Raw genomic sequence first — 15,313 nt, 5'->3', positions numbered from 1 at the left:
GCCGCAGGCGGGGCGCGATGTGGCCTGGACCACTAGGGTCCGGTCCTGGGACCGGCGCGAGCCGCGGACCGCCGCAGGGCGGGCGGCGCGACCGGTCGTGCAGAAGTCCCGACGCGCGCGGCCGCCGCGGTCGCGCGCCAGAACAGGCCGTCGGCGGGCCGGGCCCGCGCGCGGCCGCGACGCGAGGGGTCCCCCCGTATGGACATCGAGACGACGCCGCAGGCGTTCACCTGGACCGACGCGGACCGCAGGGCGGTCGACACCGTCCGCGTGCTGGCCGCGGACGCGGTGCAGAAGGTCGGCAACGGCCACCCCGGGACGGCGATGAGCCTCGCCCCGGCGGCGTACCTCCTCTTCCAGAAGGTCATGCGCCACGACCCGTCGGACTCGCACTGGCACGGCCGCGACCGCTTCGTGCTGTCCGCCGGCCACTCGAGCCTGACCCTCTACATCCAGCTCTTCCTCGCGGGCTACGACGTCTCGCTCGAGGACCTGCAGCAGCTGCGCACCTGGGGCTCGAAGACCCCGGGGCACCCCGAGTTCCGCCACACCGACGGCGTCGAGATCACGACGGGCCCGCTCGGCCAGGGCCTCGCCAGCTCGGTCGGCATGGCCATGGCCGCCCGCCGCGAGCGCCACCTGCTCGACCCCGACGCGGCGCCCGGCGAGAGCCCCTTCGACCACACGGTCTACGTCATCGCCTCCGACGGCGACGTGCAGGAGGGCGTGACGGCCGAGGCGTCGTCGCTCGCCGGCCACCAGGAGCTCGGCAACCTCGTCGTCATCTACGACGACAACAAGATCTCCATCGAGGACGACACGGACATCGCCTTCAGCGAGGACGTGCTCGGGAGGTACGAGGCGTACGGCTGGCACACCCAGCACGTCGACTGGACCGCCTCGGGCGAGTACACCGAGGACGTCGAGGCGCTGCACGCCGCGATCACCGCCGCGCGCGCCGAGACGGGCCGCCCCTCCATCATCAAGCTGACGACGATCATCGCGTGGCCCGCCCCCACCAAGCAGGGCACCGGCGGCTCGCACGGCTCGGCCCTCGGCGACGAGGAGATCCGCGCCACCAAGGAGATCCTCGGCTTCGACCCGGACCGGACCTTCCAGGTCGACGACGAGGTCCTCGGCGTCACCCGCACCCTCTCCGAGCGCTCGCGCGAGGTCCGTGCGGCCTGGGACGAGCGCTACGAGGCGTGGCGCACGGCCGCCCCCGAGCGGGCCGAGCTCCTCGACCGCATCTCCGAGCGCCGCCTGCCCGAGGGCTGGACCGACGCGCTGCCCGCCTTCCCGGCCGGCAAGGCCGTCGCCACCCGCGAGGCGTCCGGCTCGGTGCTGTCCGCGCTCGCCCCGGTCCTCCCCGAGCTGTGGGGCGGCTCGGCCGACCTGGCCGGCTCCAACAACACGACGATGGACGGCGAGCGCTCCTTCGTGCCCGCGAGCCGCGGCACGAAGAAGTTCCCGGGCGACGAGGGCGGCCGCACGCTGCACTTCGGCATCCGCGAGCACGCCATGGGGTCGATCCTCAACGGCATCACGCTGCACGGCGGCACCCGCGCCTACGGCGGCACCTTCCTCGTCTTCTCCGACTACATGCGCGGTGCCGTCCGGCTCGCCGCCGTCATGTCCGTCCCGACCATCTACGTCTGGACGCACGACTCCATCGGCCTCGGCGAGGACGGCCCCACCCACCAGCCGGTCGAGCACCTCGCCGCGCTGCGGGCCATCCCGGGCCTCGACGTCGTCCGCCCGGCCGACGCCAACGAGACCTCGTGGGCGTGGCGCACGATCATCGAGAACACGAAGAACCCGGCCGGCATCGTCCTCACGCGCCAGAAGGTCCCCACCTTCGAGCGCGGCGAGGGCGCGGCCTCGGGCGCGACCTTCGCGTCGGCGGCGGGGACGGCGCGCGGCGCCTACGTCCTCGCGGAGGCCGACGGCCTCGGCGAGGGCGAGCAGCCCGACGTCGTCCTCGTCGGCACGGGCTCCGAGGTCCAGCTGGCCGTCGAGGCGCGAGAGGCGCTGGCGGCCGAGGGCGTGCGCGCCCGCGTCGTCTCCATGCCGTGCCGCGAGTGGTTCGACGAGCAGGACGACGCCTACCGCGACGAGGTCCTGCCGCCGTCCGTCCGGGCCCGCGTCTCCGTCGAGGCGGCCGTGGCCATGGGCTGGCGCGACGTCGTCGGCGACGCCGGCCGCACCGTCTCCCTCGAGCACTTCGGGGCGTCCGCCGACTACGAGCGGCTCTACCGCGAGTTCGGCATCACGGCCGACGCCGTCGCGCAGGCGGCCCGCGACTCGATCGCCGCCGCGCGCGGCGGCGACACCCCCGGCGGCCGCGGCACCTCGCCCAGCGAGGGCGGCACAGGCGACCGCTGACCCGTCGGCGCGGGCCCGGGGACCTCTCCCCGGGCCCGCGCCCCCGGGATGACCCCGCGCCTCGCGCGGGTTGCACCGGTCGGAGGGCGCTGCCCTGAGCAGCCGCAGCCCGGCCGGTCGACGCACGGCACCCAGACCACGGCCGCAGACCGCGCCGCCTCGTGCGGCGCACCCACCGCACGGGAGGACCCACCATGACCACCCCCAGCAGCAGCGCCACCCACCCCCTCGCCCAGCTCGGCGACGAGGGCGTCTCCGTCTGGCTCGACGACCTGTCCCGCGAGCTCCTCGGCTCCGGCGAGCTCCAGCGGCTGGTCGAGGACCGCGGCGTCGTCGGCGTCACGAGCAACCCGACGATCTTCGCCAGCGCGCTCGCCAAGGGCGACGCCTACGCCGACCAGACCCGCGAGCTCGCGGCCGCCGGCACCTCCGTCGACGAGGTCGTCTTCCAGCTGACGACCGAGGACGTCCGCCGCGCCTGCGACCTCTTCGCCCCCGTCTACGAGCGCACGGGCCACCTCGACGGCCGCGTCTCGCTCGAGGTCGAGCCGGGCCTCGCGCACGACACCGAGGGCACCGTCTCCGCGGCGCGCGCCATCTGGGCCGCCGTCGACCGCCCCAACCTCATGGTCAAGATCCCCGCGACGGTCGAGGGCCTGCCGGCCATCACGACGGCGATCTCCGAGGGCATCAGCGTCAACGTCACGCTGATCTTCAGCCTCGACCGCTACCGCGCCGTCATGAACGCCTACCTCACCGGGCTGGAGCAGGCCCGCGAGGCCGGCCGCGACCTCTCGCAGATCGCCTCGGTGGCGTCCTTCTTCGTCAGCCGGGTCGACACCGACATCGACCCGCGGCTCGAGGCCATCGGCACGGACGAGGCCTTGGCGCTGCGCGGCAAGGCCGGCCTGGCCAACGCCCGTCTCGCCTACGCCGCGTACGAGGAGGTCTTCTCGACGCCGCGCTGGCAGGTCCTCGCCGACGCCGGCGCCCGCCCGCAGCGCCCGCTCTGGGCGTCGACCGGCGTGAAGAACCCCGACTACCCCGACACCCTCTACGTCACCGAGCTCGTCGCCCCTGGCACCGTCAACACGATGCCGGGCGCCACGATGGACAAGACGTACGACCACGGCGTCGTGCACGGCGACACCGTCACCGGCACGGCCGCCGCGTCGTCCGCGGTCCTCGACGACCTCGAGCGGCTCGGCGTCTCCTACACGGAGGTCGTCGAGGGGCTCGAGACCGAGGGCCTCAAGAAGTTCTCCGACAGCTGGACCGAGCTGCTGCAGACGGTCTCCGACGAGATGGCGCGCCTGTCGGCGTCCGACGACGACGCCGAGGCGCAGAAGTGACGGGCGGGTCCCTCCCCGGCCCCGAGGCGGCGGGCGGCCTGTCCGTCGCCGCCACGGGCGACGCGGCCCGCGCCGTCGCCGCCGCGGTGCCGACGCTCGTGGCCGACCGGGTCGCGAGCCGGGTGGCCGCGCAGGAGCCCGACCTGTGGGGCCCCGACGCCGCCGACGAGGCCTCGCGGCGGCTCGGCTGGGTCGACGTGGCCCGTCGCTCGGCCGACGTCCCCGCGCGGGTGGAGGCGCTGCGCGCCGAGCTCGCCGACGAGGGCGTCGACCGCGTCGTCCTCTGCGGCATGGGCGGCTCCTCGCTCGCGCCGGAGGTCATCACGGCGACGGCGGGCGTGGAGCTCGTCGTCCTCGACGGCACGGACCCGGCGCAGGTGCGCCGGGCGCTGGCCGACCACCTGGGCCGCACGGTCGTCGTCGTCTCGAGCAAGTCCGGCGGGACGGTGGAGACCGACTCCCAGCGCCGCGCCTTCGTCGAGGCGTTCCGCGCCGCGGGCGTCGACCCCGCGCAGCGGCTCGTCGTCGTCACCGACCCGGGCTCGCCCCTGTCGCGGACGGCGCAGGAGGAGGGCTGCCGCGCCCTCTTCGAGGCCGACCCGGACGTCGGCGGCCGCTACTCGGCGCTGACGGCCTTCGGCCTCGTGCCGGCGGGCCTCGCCGGTGCCGACGTGCGCGCGCTGCTGGAGGAGGGCGCCGAGGCGCTCGAGCTCCTCGCCGCGGACGACGACGGCAACCCCGCGCTGCAGCTCGCCGCCGCCCTCGGGGGCACCGACCCGCTGCGCGACAAGGTCGTCCTCGTCGAGGACGGCACGCCCGTGCACGGCCTCGGCGCCTGGGCCGAGCAGCTCGTCGCCGAGTCCACCGGCAAGAGCGGCAAGGGCCTCCTGCCCGTCGTCGTCGCCGGCCCGGGCTCGCCCGAGGTCACCGGCCCGGCGCGCGACGTCCTCGTCGTCCGCCTCACGGGCGGCGCCGAGGAGGACGCACCCGCGGGCGGCGGCTCCGAGGTGCGCGTCAGCGGCTCCCTCGGCGGCCAGATGGTGCTCTGGGAGACGGCTGTGGCCGTCGCCGGGCGCCTGCTGGGCATCGACCCCTTCGACCAGCCCGACGTCGAGAGCGCCAAGCAGGCCACCCGCGCCCTCCTCGACGACCGGCCGGAGGCCGAGCCCGCCGACGTCGTCGACGGCGACGTCGAGCTCCGCGGCACGCCGGGCCTGCTCGACGGCGTGACGACGCTCGACGCGGCCGTGGACGCGCTGCTCGCGCACCTCGGCGACCCCGAGGTCGCGGACCGCTCGTACCTCGCCGTCATGGCCTACCTCGACCGCGAGGCGGACGCCGACCTCGAGGCGGTCCGCGAGGACCTCGCCGCCCGCACCGGGCGTCCGACCACCTTCGGGTGGGGCCCCCGCTTCCTCCACTCGACGGGGCAGTACCACAAGGGCGGGCCGGCGACCGGGGTCTACCTCCAGGTGACCGGCGAGCCGGCGGGCGAGGACCTCGACATCCCCGACCGCCCCTTCTCGTTCGGGTTCCTCCAGCGGGCGCAGGCGGCCGGCGACGCCTCCGTGCTCGCGGAGAAGGGCCGACCGGTCCTGCGCGTGCACCTGGCCGACCGCGCGGCGCTGGCCCGTGTGCGCGAGGTCCTCTCGCGCCGCACGGCGTGACGGCGGCCCGCGCCGGGGCCCGCAGGACCGCCGTCGGCGGTCCTGCGGGCGCCGCCGGCCCCGTCAACCCCCTGCGCGACCCCCGCGACAAGCGGCTGTCGCGCATCGCGGGGCCCTCGTGCCTCGTGATGTTCGGCGTCACCGGCGACCTCGCGCGCAAGAAGCTCATGCCCGCGGTCTACGACCTCGCCAACCGCGGCCTGCTGCCGCCGGGCTTCTCGCTCGTCGGCTTCGCCCGGCGCGACTGGGAGGACCAGGACTTCGCCAAGGTCGTCCACGACGCCGTGCGCGAGCACGCCCGGACGCCCTTCCGCGAGGAGGTCTGGCGCCAGCTGGCCGAGGGCCTGCGCTTCGTCACCGGGTCCTTCGACGACGACGAGGCGTTCGACGCCCTCGCGCGCACCGTCGCCGACCTCGACGAGAGCCGCGGGACCGGCGGCAACGTCGCCTTCTACCTGTCCGTCCCGCCGTCGAGCTTCCCCGTCGTCTGCGAGCAGCTCGACCGCTCGGGCCTGGCCCGGGCGCAGGACGGCTCGTGGCGCCGCGTCGTCATCGAGAAGCCCTTCGGGCACGACCTGGCCTCGGCGCGCGAGCTCAACGGCGTCGTCGAGCGGGTCTTCCCCTCGGACGCCGTCTTCCGGATCGACCACTACCTCGGCAAGGAGACGGTCCAGAACCTCCTGGCGCTGCGCTTCGCCAACGAGATGTTCGAGCCGATCTGGAACGCCCAGCACGTCGACCACGTGCAGATCACCATGGCCGAGGACATCGGCATCGGCGGGCGCGCGGGCTACTACGACGGCATCGGCGCGGCTCGCGACGTCATCCAGAACCACCTCCTGCAGCTCCTCGCGCTCACGGCCATGGAGGAGCCCGTCTCCTTCGACGCCGCGGACCTGCGCGCGGAGAAGGAGAAGGTGCTGTCCGCGGTGCGCCACCCGGCCGCCGGCCTCGACGCCTCGACGGCCCGGGGGCGCTACGCCGCCGGCTGGCAGGGCGGCCGCGAGGTCAAGGGCTACGCCGAGGAGGAGGGCATCTCGCCGGACTCCACGACGGAGACCTTCGCCGCCGTCGCGCTGGAGATCGACACCCGCCGCTGGGCGGGCGTGCCGTTCTACCTGCGCGCCGGCAAGCGGCTCGGGCGCCGCGTCACCGAGATCGCCGTCGTCTTCCGGCGGGCGCCGCACCTGCCCTTCGAGCAGACGGCGACCGAGGAGCTCGGCAAGAACGCGCTCGTCATCCGCGTGCAGCCCGACGAGGGGGTCACCCTCCGCTTCGGCTCCAAGGTGCCGGGCACGGTCATGCAGGTCCGCGACGTCACGATGGACTTCGGCTACGGCCACGCCTTCACCGAGTCCAGCCCGGAGGCCTACGAGCGGCTCATCCTCGACGTCCTGCTGGGCGACCCGCCGCTCTTCCCGCGGCACGAGGAGGTCGACCTGTCCTGGCAGATCCTCGACCCCGTCATCGAGCACTGGGCGACGCAGGGACCGCCGGAGACGTACCCCTCGGGCAGCTGGGGCCCGCCCAGCGCCTTCGCCATGATGGCCCGCGACGGCCGGGAGTGGAGGCGCCCGTGATCATCGACCTGCCCTCGACGTCGACGAGCGCCCTCAACCGGCGCCTCGTCGACCTCCGCGAGACCGGTGGGGCCGTGGCCCTGGGTCGCGTCCTCACGCTCGTCATCTGCACGGGCGAGGAGGAGGCGGAGGCGGCGATCGCGGCCGCCAACGACGCGAGCCGCGAGCACCCGTGCCGCGTCCTCGTCGTCGTCACCGGGACCCGCCGGGGCGTCAGCCGCCTCGACGGCCAGATCCGCGTGGGCGGCGACGCCGGCGCGAGCGAGGTCGTCGTCGCCCGCCTCTACGGCGAGCTGGCGCGCCACGGCGACGCGGTCGTCGTGCCCCTCCTGCTCCCCGACGCCCCCGTCGTGGCGTGGTGGCCGGGCGAGCCCCCGACGGTGCCCTCGCAGGACGCCATCGGCGCGATGGCCCAGCGCCGCATCACCGACGCGGGCGCGGCCCGGCGTCCCGCGCGGACGCTGCAGGCCCTCGCCGCCGGCCACGCCGGCGGTGACACCGACCTCTCGTGGAGCCGTCTCACGCTGTGGCGGGGGCTGCTCGCCGCGGCGCTCGACCAGCCGCCCTTCGAGAGCGTCACCGAGGCGGTCGTCACCGGGGCGGGGGACTCCCCCAGCACCGACCTCCTCGCGGCGTGGCTCGGCACCGCGCTCGACTGCCCCGTCACCCGCGTCCGCACGGACGACGGCACGGGCGTCGTCGGGGTGCGGCTCGTCCGCCCCGGCGGCGACGTCGAGCTCGTGCGGCCCGACGGCGCCTCGACGGCGGTCCTCACCGCCCCGGGGCAGCCGGAGCGCCGCGTGGCCCTCCCCCGCCGCAGCGTGCGGGAGTGCCTGGCCGAGGAGATGCGCCGGCTCGACCCCGACGAGGTCTACGGGGAGGTGCTGACGCAGGGCCTCCCCCGGCTCGGCCGCTCCCGCCGGGTCTCCGAGGCGCGGGCCGACGCCGGCGGTGTCGGGGCGACGGCCGCGCGCGCCGCCGCGGCCGACGCGGCACCGTCCCCGACGGCGCCCGCCCCCGACCGGGGCGCCGCCCCGGCCGACGCGCCCCCGGTCCACGAGCCGACCGACGACTCCGAGGTCGTCACCGACGGGCCGCGGCTGCCCGCCGCCGGCACCCCGACCGGTACCACCGAGGGCGGGGTGACGCCGTGAGCACGGCCGCGGACGACGCGACGGGCCGGCCGGAGCCGGAGGTCGTCGTCCTCGACGACGCCGACGCCCTGGCCGGGCACGTCGCCGGGCTCCTCCTGGCGCAGGTGGCCGCGTCGCTCGACGAGCGGCCGGCCCCGGCGCCGGTGCACGTCGTGCTGACGGGCGGCCGCGTCGGCGGGAAGACGCTCGAGGCCGTCGCGGCCGCCGCCGCCGACGGCGAGGCGGCGGGCCTCGACTGGGGGCGCGTGCACCTCTGGTTCGGCGACGAGCGCTTCCTCCCGAGCGGCGACGACGAGCGCAACGACGTCCTCGCCGAGGGCGCACTCCTCACGGCGCCGGCGCTGCACGGCGCCCGGTGGCACCGCTTCCCGGCGCCCGTGGACGGGGCGGGGAGCCCGGCCGACCAGGCCGGGCAGGCCGCCGCCCGCTACGCCGCCGACCTCTCCGCGGCGGCGGACGACCTGGGCGAGGGCGGGACGACCGGCACGGCGGGCGTGCCCGCCTTCGACGTCCTGATGCTCGGCGTGGGCCCCGACGGCCACGTCGCGTCGCTCTTCCCCGGCAGCAGCACGCTCGGCGAGCGGGGCGTGCCGGTCGTCGTCGAGACGGACGCGCCCAAGCCGCCGCCGCTGCGGCTGAGCCTCGGCGTGGACGCCGTCCGCGCCGCGGCCCGGGTCTGGCTCGTCGTGGCCGGCGACGACAAGGCGCAGGCCGTGGCCCGCGGTCTCGACCCCGCCGAGGACGCCGCCCGGACCCCGGCGGTGCTGGCGCGCGGTCGCCTGGCGACGACGTGGCTGGTCGACCGGGCCGCGGCGTCACGGCTCACGGGGGCCTCCGCCGAGGGCTGACCACCACGGACGACGACGGGCCGGCAGCGACGACGTCGCTGCCGGCCCGTGGCGTCTGCCGGGGCTCCCGGCGGGGCCTCAGGGCACGAGCCGCCGGGCGCGCAGGGAGGCGAGCGCCTCCTCGAGGATGACGGCGCCGTCGGCGTCGTTGCGACGCTCCTTCACGTACGCGAGGTGCGTCTTGTAGGGCTCGTTGCGCAGCGGCTGCGGCGGGTTCGCCTGGTCCTGGCCGGCCGGGAAGCCGCAGCGCGGGCAGTCCCAGGTCTCGGGGACGGGGCTGCCGGAGTCCTGCGCGAAGCTCGGGCGGGTCTCGTGGCCGTTGGCGCACCAGTACTGCACGACGACACGGGGGGCGCTGTCGCCCCGCTCCGCCTCGCCCATCGGGCCGGCGCCGACACGGCTGCCGCGGATGGCGTTGCCTCCTGCCACGGGTCCTCCTCCTCGACGCGCCGCCGGGGCGGCCGCCGCTCGATCTGCGTGCGGGTGGGTGCCGGCGCGGGGCCGGCGGGGATCAGATGCTCGGGTCGAAGCGCTCGACGAGGCCGAGCAGCACCACGACGGCGGCCCACAGGAGGGCCATGGCCACCGTGAGGCGGTTGAGGTTCCGCTCGGCCACGCCGGAGCTGCCCACGCTGGCGGACATGCCGCCGCCGAACATGTCCGAGAGGCCACCGCCCTTGCCCTTGTGGAGCAGGACCAGGAGCACCTGGAACAGGCCGGTGATGCCGAGGAGGACCAGGAGCAGGATCCTCAGGACGTCGATCACGGGACGGGCTCCTCGGTGGATCTCGGGGACGTTCGGACGACCTGGGCGTCGGGCCGGTCGGCGGGGTGCCGGGACGGCCGGGGGTCCGCGTGGCGGACGACGCCTGCACAGGGTAAGGGACGAGCCACCCACGGGGGGCAGACCGGGCCGACGGAGGCCGGCCGGTGCCACCCGGAGGGGGTCCCGGCAGACGGACGGCCCTCCCCGACGGCGCTGCGCCGCCCGGGAGGGCCGTCCGTCGGGCGGTCAGCTGCCGCCGTGGTGGTGCTGGTAGCGCGCGATGGCGGCGAAGTCCGCCGGGTCGAGGCTCGCGCCGCCGACGAGGGCGCCGTCGACGTCCTCCTCGGCCATGACGGCCGCGACGTTGGACGGCTTCACCGAGCCGCCGTAGAGGACGCGGACGCCGTCCGCCGCGGCGTCGCCGTGCGTCTCGCGCAGGCGGGCACGGATCGCGCCGCACACCTCCTGCGCGTCCGCCGGGGTCGCCACCTCGCCCGTGCCGATGGCCCAGACGGGCTCGTAGGCGACGACGAGGCCCGCGACCGCGTCGGCGTCGAGGCCGGCGAGCGACCCGTCCACCTGCGCGAGCACGTGCTCGACCTGACGGCCGGCCTGGCGGACGTCGAGGCCCTCGCCGACGCAGACGACGGGCGTGATGCCGTGCCGCAGCGCCGCCGCGGCCTTCGCCGCCACGACCTCGTCGGTCTCCCCGTGGCCGTCGCGCCGCTCGCTGTGGCCGACGACCACGTAGGAGCACCCGAGCCGCGCGAGCATCGCCCCGGACACGTCGCCCGTGTAGGCGCCGCTGTCGTGCGGGGAGAGGTCCTGGGCGCCGTACCGCAGCTCGAGGCGGTCGCCGTCGACGAGCGTCTGCACCGTCCGCAGGTCGGTGAACGGCGGCAGGACGACGACCTCGACGGCCGCGGCGTCGTGCTTCGCGTCCTGGAGCGTCCACGCCAGCTTCTGCAGCGTCGAGGCCGCCTGCAGGTGGTCGAGGTTCATCTTCCAGTTGCCCGCCATGAGCGGGGTCCTGCTCGTGGTGGTGGCCACGCGTCAGCCCTCCAGTGCCTGGAGGCCGGGGAGCTCGTCGCCCTGGAGGTACTCCAGGCTCGCTCCCCCGCCCGTCGAGATGTGCCCGAAGTCGTCCTCGGAGAGCCCGAGCGACCGCACCGCGGCCGCCGAGTCGCCGCCGCCGACGACGGAGAACGCCGAGGACCCGGCCAGCGCCTCGGCCACGGCCCGCGTGCCCGCCGCGTACGGCGCCATCTCGAACACGCCCATCGGGCCGTTCCAGAAGACGGTGCCCGCGTCGGCCAGCGCCGCGGCGAAGGCGGTCGCCGACTCCGGGCCGATGTCGAGGCCCATGCGGTCGGCGGGGATGGCGTCCGCGGCGACGACGCCGTGCTCGGCGTCGGCCGAGAAGGCGGTGGCCGCGACGACGTCGGTCGGGAGGACGACGTCGACGCCGCGCTCGGCGGCCGTCGCGAGGTACCCGCGGACGGTGTCGAGCTGGTCGGCCTCGAGGAGGCTCGTGCCGACGTCGTGGCCCTGCGCCGCGAGGAAGGTGAAGACCATGCCGCCGCCCACGAGGATGCGATCCGCCGTCCCGAGCAGGGCGTCGATGACGCCGAGCTTGTCGGAGACCTTGGAGCCGCCGAGGACGACGACGTAGGGCCGCGCCGGGTCCTGCGTCAGGCGCCGCAGCACCTCGACCTCCGCGAGCACGAGGCCGCCGGCGGCCGACGGCAGGTGCCGCGGCACGTCGTAGACCGACGCGTGCTTCCGGTGGACCGCGCCGAAGCCGTCGCCGACGTAGGCGCTGGCGAGGTCGGCGAGGTCACGGGCGAAGCGGCCGCGCTCGTCGTCGTCCTTGCTCGTCTCGCCCGGCTCGAACCGGAGGTTCTCGAGCAGCAGCAGCTCGCCGTCGGCCAGGGCGGCCGCCTGCTCCTGCGCGGACTCCCCCACCGTGTCGGTGGCGAAGCGGACCGTGACCCCGGGGAGCAGCTCGCGGACCCGCTCGGCGACCGGTGCCAGCGAGTACCGCTCCTCCGGCGCGCCCTTCGGACGGCCGAGGTGGGCGCACACGACGACGCGCGCGCCCTCGTCGAGCAGCCGCTGCCAGGTGGGCAGCGAGGCCCGGATGCGGCCGTCGTCGGTGATCTCGCGGCCCCCGTCGCGCTCGGCGAGGGGGACGTTGAGGTCGCTGCGGACGAGGACGCGCTTGCCGCGGAGGCCGTCGACCTCCGCGGCGAGCTCGTCGACCGTCCTCACAGGTCGGCGCCGACGAGACCGACGAGGTCCACGAGGCGGTTGGAGTAGCCCCACTCGTTGTCGTACCAGCCGACGACCTTGACCTGGTCGCCGATCACCTTGGTGAGCGGCGCGTCGAAGATGCACGACGCCGGGTCCTGGGTGATGTCGGAGGAGACGATCGGCGCGGTGCTGTAGCGCAGGTACGGGCCGAGGGCGCCCTCGGCGGCGGCCTTGACGGCGGCGTTGACCTCGTCGACCGAGGTCTCGCGGCCCACCGTGACGGTGAGGTCCGTCGCCGAGCCCGTGGGGACCGGGACGCGGAGCGCGTAGCCGTCGAGCTTGCCCTTGAGCTCCGGGAGGACGAGGCCGATGGCCTTCGCCGCACCGGTCGACGTGGGGACGATGTTGAGGGCGGCCGCGCGGGCGCGGCGCAGGTCCTTGTGCGGCCCGTCCTGGAGGTTCTGGTCGGCCGTGTACGCGTGGATCGTCGTCATGAGGCCCTGCTTGATCTCGAACGCGTCGTGGATGGCCTTGGCCATCGGCGCGAGGCAGTTCGTCGTGCAGGACGCGTTCGAGATGATCGTGTGCTTCGCCGCGTCGTACTCGTCGTGGTTGACGCCCATGACGACGGTGACGTCCTCGTCGGTGGCGGGCGCCGAGATGATGACCTTCTTCGCGCCGGCGTCGACGTGGGCGCGGGCGGCGGAGGCCTTGGTGAAGAAGCCGGTGGACTCGACGACGACGTCCGCGCCGAGCTCGCCCCAGGAGAGGTCCTTGGGGTCGCGCTCCGACATGACGCGGATGTGCTTGCCGTCGACGGTGATGCCGTCGGCGTCGGCGGTGACCTCGCCCGGCAGGACGCCGAGGATCGAGTCGTACTTGAGCAGGTGCGCCAGCACGGCGTTGTCGCCGAGGTCGTTGAGGCCGACGACCTCGATGTCGGCGCCCGAGGCCGCGGCGGCCCGGAAGAAGTTGCGGCCGATGCGGCCGAAGCCGTTGATGCCCACGCGGATCGTCACGACAGGGTCTCCCTGGGGGGTCGGAGGGGGCCCGCGAGCGGCGGGCCGTCGGCGTCGTCCCCCGGCCGGGTGGCCGGGGTCGGCTCCTTCGCAGCCCCGAGCCTAGGACATCGGCCCCGTCGTCCGCTGGCCGACCCGCCGCCGTTTGTGATCTGGGCCACAGGCTCTGTCGGTGCGGTGCCGTCAGGCGTCGAGCATGTCCGGCGTGAGGTTGGCCTCCGTGCCGGGGACGCCGAGCTCGACCGCGCGGCGGTCGGCCATGGCGAGCAGCCGACGGATCCGGCCGGCGACCGCGTCCTTCGTCATGACCGGCTCGGCCATGGCGCCCAGCTCCTCGAGCGAGGCCTGGCGGTGCTCGACCCGCAGCCGCCCGGCGACGAGGAGGTGGTCCGGGACGTCGTCGCCGAGGATCTCCAGCGCCCGCTCGACGCGCGCGCCGGCCGCCACGGCCGCGCGGGCGGAGCGGCGCAGGTTGGCGTCGTCGAAGTTGGCGAGGCGGTTGGCCGTGGCCCGCACCTCGCGCCGCATGCGGCGCTCCTCCCAGACCATGACGGCGTCGTGCGCGCCGAGCCGGGTGAGGAGGGCGCCGATGGCGTCGCCGTCGCGGACGACGACCCGGTCCACCCCGCGGACCTCGCGCGCCTTGGCGGCGACGCCGAGGCGGCGGGCGCTGCCGACGAGGGCGAGCGCGGCCTCCGGGCCCGGGCAGGTGATCTCCATGGCGGAGCTGCGGCCGGGCTCGGTGAGCGAGCCGTGGGCGAGGAAGGCCCCGCGCCAGGCTGCCTCGGCGCAGCACGCGCCGCCCCCGACGACCTGCGGCGGCAGCCCGCGCACGGGGCGGCCGCGGCCGTCGAGGAGGCCGGTCTGGCGGGCGAGCGACTCGCCGTCCTTGACGACGCGGACCACGTAGCGGGTGCCGCGGCGCAGGCCGCTCGGCTGGAGGACCACGACGTCGCAGGCCGCGCCGAAGACCTCGGTGACGTCCTTGCGCAGCCGCCGGGCGGCGGCGCCGGTGTCCAGCTCCGCCTCGACGACGACGTGCCCCGAGACGATGTGGAGCCCGCCCGCGAACCGGAGCACGGCGGACGTCTCGGCGCGGCGGTCGCACGTCCTCGTGACCGGGAGGCGGCTGAGCTCGTCCTTCACCTGCGCCGTCAGGGCCATGCCCCCATCCTCGCACCGGCGCGCCCGTGCCCGGTGCCGCCGGGGCGAGGTCGCCGGGGCCCGCCGGGCGGCGCACGCCGTCCGGCGGGCGCGGGTCAGGCCCGCGGGGTGGCGACCGCCGCCCCCTCGTCGCGCCCCTCGAACGCGTCGCGGAAGGCGGCCGCCAGGCGCAGGGGGTCGTGCTCGGCCGAGCGTCGCGAGCGCGCCACCCGCCGCAGGACGAGCTGGGCGCCCAGGTCGTCGCAGGTGGTCGTCAGCGCCGACCCGTCCCCCATGACGCGGGGGTCGGCCACGACGGCGTCGACGCGGAGGTCCGGGGCGTGCCGGGCGAGGGCGTGGAGGTGCTCGGCGGCCGACAGCCCGGCCGTCTCCGCCTGCGAGGACGTCAGGTTGAGGACGACGCAGCGCCGGGCCCGGGTCTCGACGAGGGCGCGGGCCAGCGCCGGCACCCGCAGGTGCGGCATGACGCTCGTGAACCACGAGCCCGGCCCCATGACGACCCAGTCGGCCTCGAGCACGGCCTCCACCGCCTCCGGGCACGCCGGGGGCTCCGCCGGGTCGAGGCGGACCTCGTCGATCCGGCCGTCCGCCGTCGCCAGCGCGACCTGCCCGCGGACCACGTGCGCGGGTCCCCCGCCGGGCGGGGTGACGTCGCCCTCGACGACGAGGGGCACGAGGGACATGGGCAGCACGCGGCCGCGCGCCCCCAGCAGGTGCGCCACCCAGTCGAGGCCGCCGACGACGTCGTCGAGCAGCTCCCACAGCGCGACGATGAGGAGGTTGCCGACGGCGTGGCCGCGCAGGTCGCCGTCGCTGCCGAAGCGGTGCTGGACGACGTCGCGCCACGTGCGGCCCCAGTCGGCGTCGTCGCAGAGCGCGGCGAGGGCCATCCGCAGGTCGCCGGGCGGCAGCACGCCGAGCTCCTCGCGCAGGCGCCCGCTCGAGCCGCCGTCGTCGGCGACGGTGACGACGGCGGTGAGGCGGTCGGTGAGGTGCCGCAGCGCCTGCAGGGACGCCGACAGGCCGTGGCCGCCGCCGAGCGCCACGACCGACGGGGGCGGGGGCACGGCGGCCGCGCCCGTGGGGACGGGCAGGGCGCCGAGGGACGGCAGGTGGAGGGCGCCG

General features: G+C 76.1%; 13 protein-coding genes. 6 read left to right on the top strand and 7 right to left on the bottom strand.

The window, feature by feature from the left end; translation table 11 throughout:
- Positions 1-198 precede the first annotated feature (198 nt).
- The 6 genes from tkt (at position 199) to pgl (ending at position 8,986) form a co-directional block, all read left to right on the top strand.
- Positions 199-2,385, top strand: coding sequence for a transketolase (gene tkt, locus EDC03_RS00270; protein WP_123378231.1), 2,187 nt, complete (start codon positions 199-201; stop codon positions 2,383-2,385).
- 194 nt (positions 2,386-2,579) lie between these two features.
- The gene (tal, locus tag EDC03_RS00265; protein WP_123378230.1) at positions 2,580-3,737 is read left to right on the top strand and encodes a transaldolase; all 1,158 of its coding nucleotides are present in this window, start codon (positions 2,580-2,582) and stop codon (positions 3,735-3,737) included.
- Positions 3,734-5,404: a hypothetical protein gene (locus EDC03_RS00260; protein ID WP_206749988.1), complete on the top strand. Its 1,671-nt coding sequence runs from the start codon at positions 3,734-3,736 to the stop codon at positions 5,402-5,404. The genes tal and EDC03_RS00260 overlap by 4 nt, the downstream gene beginning before the upstream one ends.
- Positions 5,405-5,475: 71 nt before the next feature.
- Positions 5,476-6,984: a glucose-6-phosphate dehydrogenase gene (zwf, locus tag EDC03_RS00255; protein ID WP_422393777.1), complete on the top strand. Its 1,509-nt coding sequence runs from the start codon at positions 5,476-5,478 to the stop codon at positions 6,982-6,984.
- Positions 6,981-8,138, top strand: a complete 1,158-nt coding sequence (locus tag EDC03_RS00250) for a glucose-6-phosphate dehydrogenase assembly protein OpcA (protein WP_123378700.1) — start codon at positions 6,981-6,983, stop codon at positions 8,136-8,138. Before zwf ends, EDC03_RS00250 begins: the two co-directional genes overlap by 4 nt.
- Positions 8,135-8,986: a 6-phosphogluconolactonase gene (gene pgl, locus EDC03_RS00245; protein WP_123378228.1), complete on the top strand. Its 852-nt coding sequence runs from the start codon at positions 8,135-8,137 to the stop codon at positions 8,984-8,986. The genes EDC03_RS00250 and pgl overlap by 4 nt, the downstream gene beginning before the upstream one ends.
- Before the next feature lie 78 nt (positions 8,987-9,064).
- Here pgl and EDC03_RS00240 read toward each other — a convergent pair whose 3' ends face one another.
- The 7 genes from EDC03_RS00240 to EDC03_RS00210 all read right to left on the bottom strand — a co-directional run bounded on the left by EDC03_RS00240 (position 9,065) and on the right by EDC03_RS00210 (position 15,282).
- Positions 9,065-9,415: an RNA polymerase-binding protein RbpA gene (locus EDC03_RS00240; RefSeq protein ID WP_123378227.1), complete on the bottom strand. Its 351-nt coding sequence runs from the start codon at positions 9,413-9,415 to the stop codon at positions 9,065-9,067.
- 82 nt (positions 9,416-9,497) lie between these two features.
- Positions 9,498-9,749, bottom strand: a complete 252-nt coding sequence (gene secG / locus EDC03_RS00235; RefSeq protein ID WP_123378699.1) for a preprotein translocase subunit SecG — start codon at positions 9,747-9,749, stop codon at positions 9,498-9,500.
- Positions 9,750-9,998: 249 nt separating this feature from the next.
- A complete protein-coding gene (tpiA, locus tag EDC03_RS00230) occupies positions 9,999-10,772 on the bottom strand; it encodes a triose-phosphate isomerase (RefSeq protein ID WP_199719879.1) in 774 nt (257 codons plus the stop codon).
- Positions 10,773-10,805: 33 nt separating this feature from the next.
- Positions 10,806-12,023, bottom strand: a complete 1,218-nt coding sequence (locus EDC03_RS00225; protein ID WP_123378225.1) for a phosphoglycerate kinase — start codon at positions 12,021-12,023, stop codon at positions 10,806-10,808.
- Complete coding sequence (gap, locus tag EDC03_RS00220) at positions 12,020-13,024, bottom strand: type I glyceraldehyde-3-phosphate dehydrogenase (protein ID WP_123378224.1); 1,005 nt, start codon at positions 13,022-13,024, stop codon at positions 12,020-12,022. Before gap ends, EDC03_RS00225 begins: the two co-directional genes overlap by 4 nt.
- Positions 13,025-13,207: 183 nt before the next feature.
- Complete coding sequence (whiA, locus tag EDC03_RS00215) at positions 13,208-14,188, bottom strand: DNA-binding protein WhiA (RefSeq protein ID WP_123378223.1); 981 nt, start codon at positions 14,186-14,188, stop codon at positions 13,208-13,210.
- Between the two features lie 95 nt (positions 14,189-14,283).
- Positions 14,284-15,282: a gluconeogenesis factor YvcK family protein gene (locus EDC03_RS00210; RefSeq protein ID WP_123378698.1), complete on the bottom strand. Its 999-nt coding sequence runs from the start codon at positions 15,280-15,282 to the stop codon at positions 14,284-14,286.
- Positions 15,283-15,313: the final 31 nt, after the last annotated feature.

Source organism: Pseudokineococcus lusitanus (genome assembly GCF_003751265.1).
Taxonomy (GTDB): Bacteria; Actinomycetota; Actinomycetes; order Actinomycetales; family Quadrisphaeraceae; genus Pseudokineococcus; species Pseudokineococcus lusitanus.
This window is presented reverse-complemented; position numbering and strand designations above follow the sequence as displayed.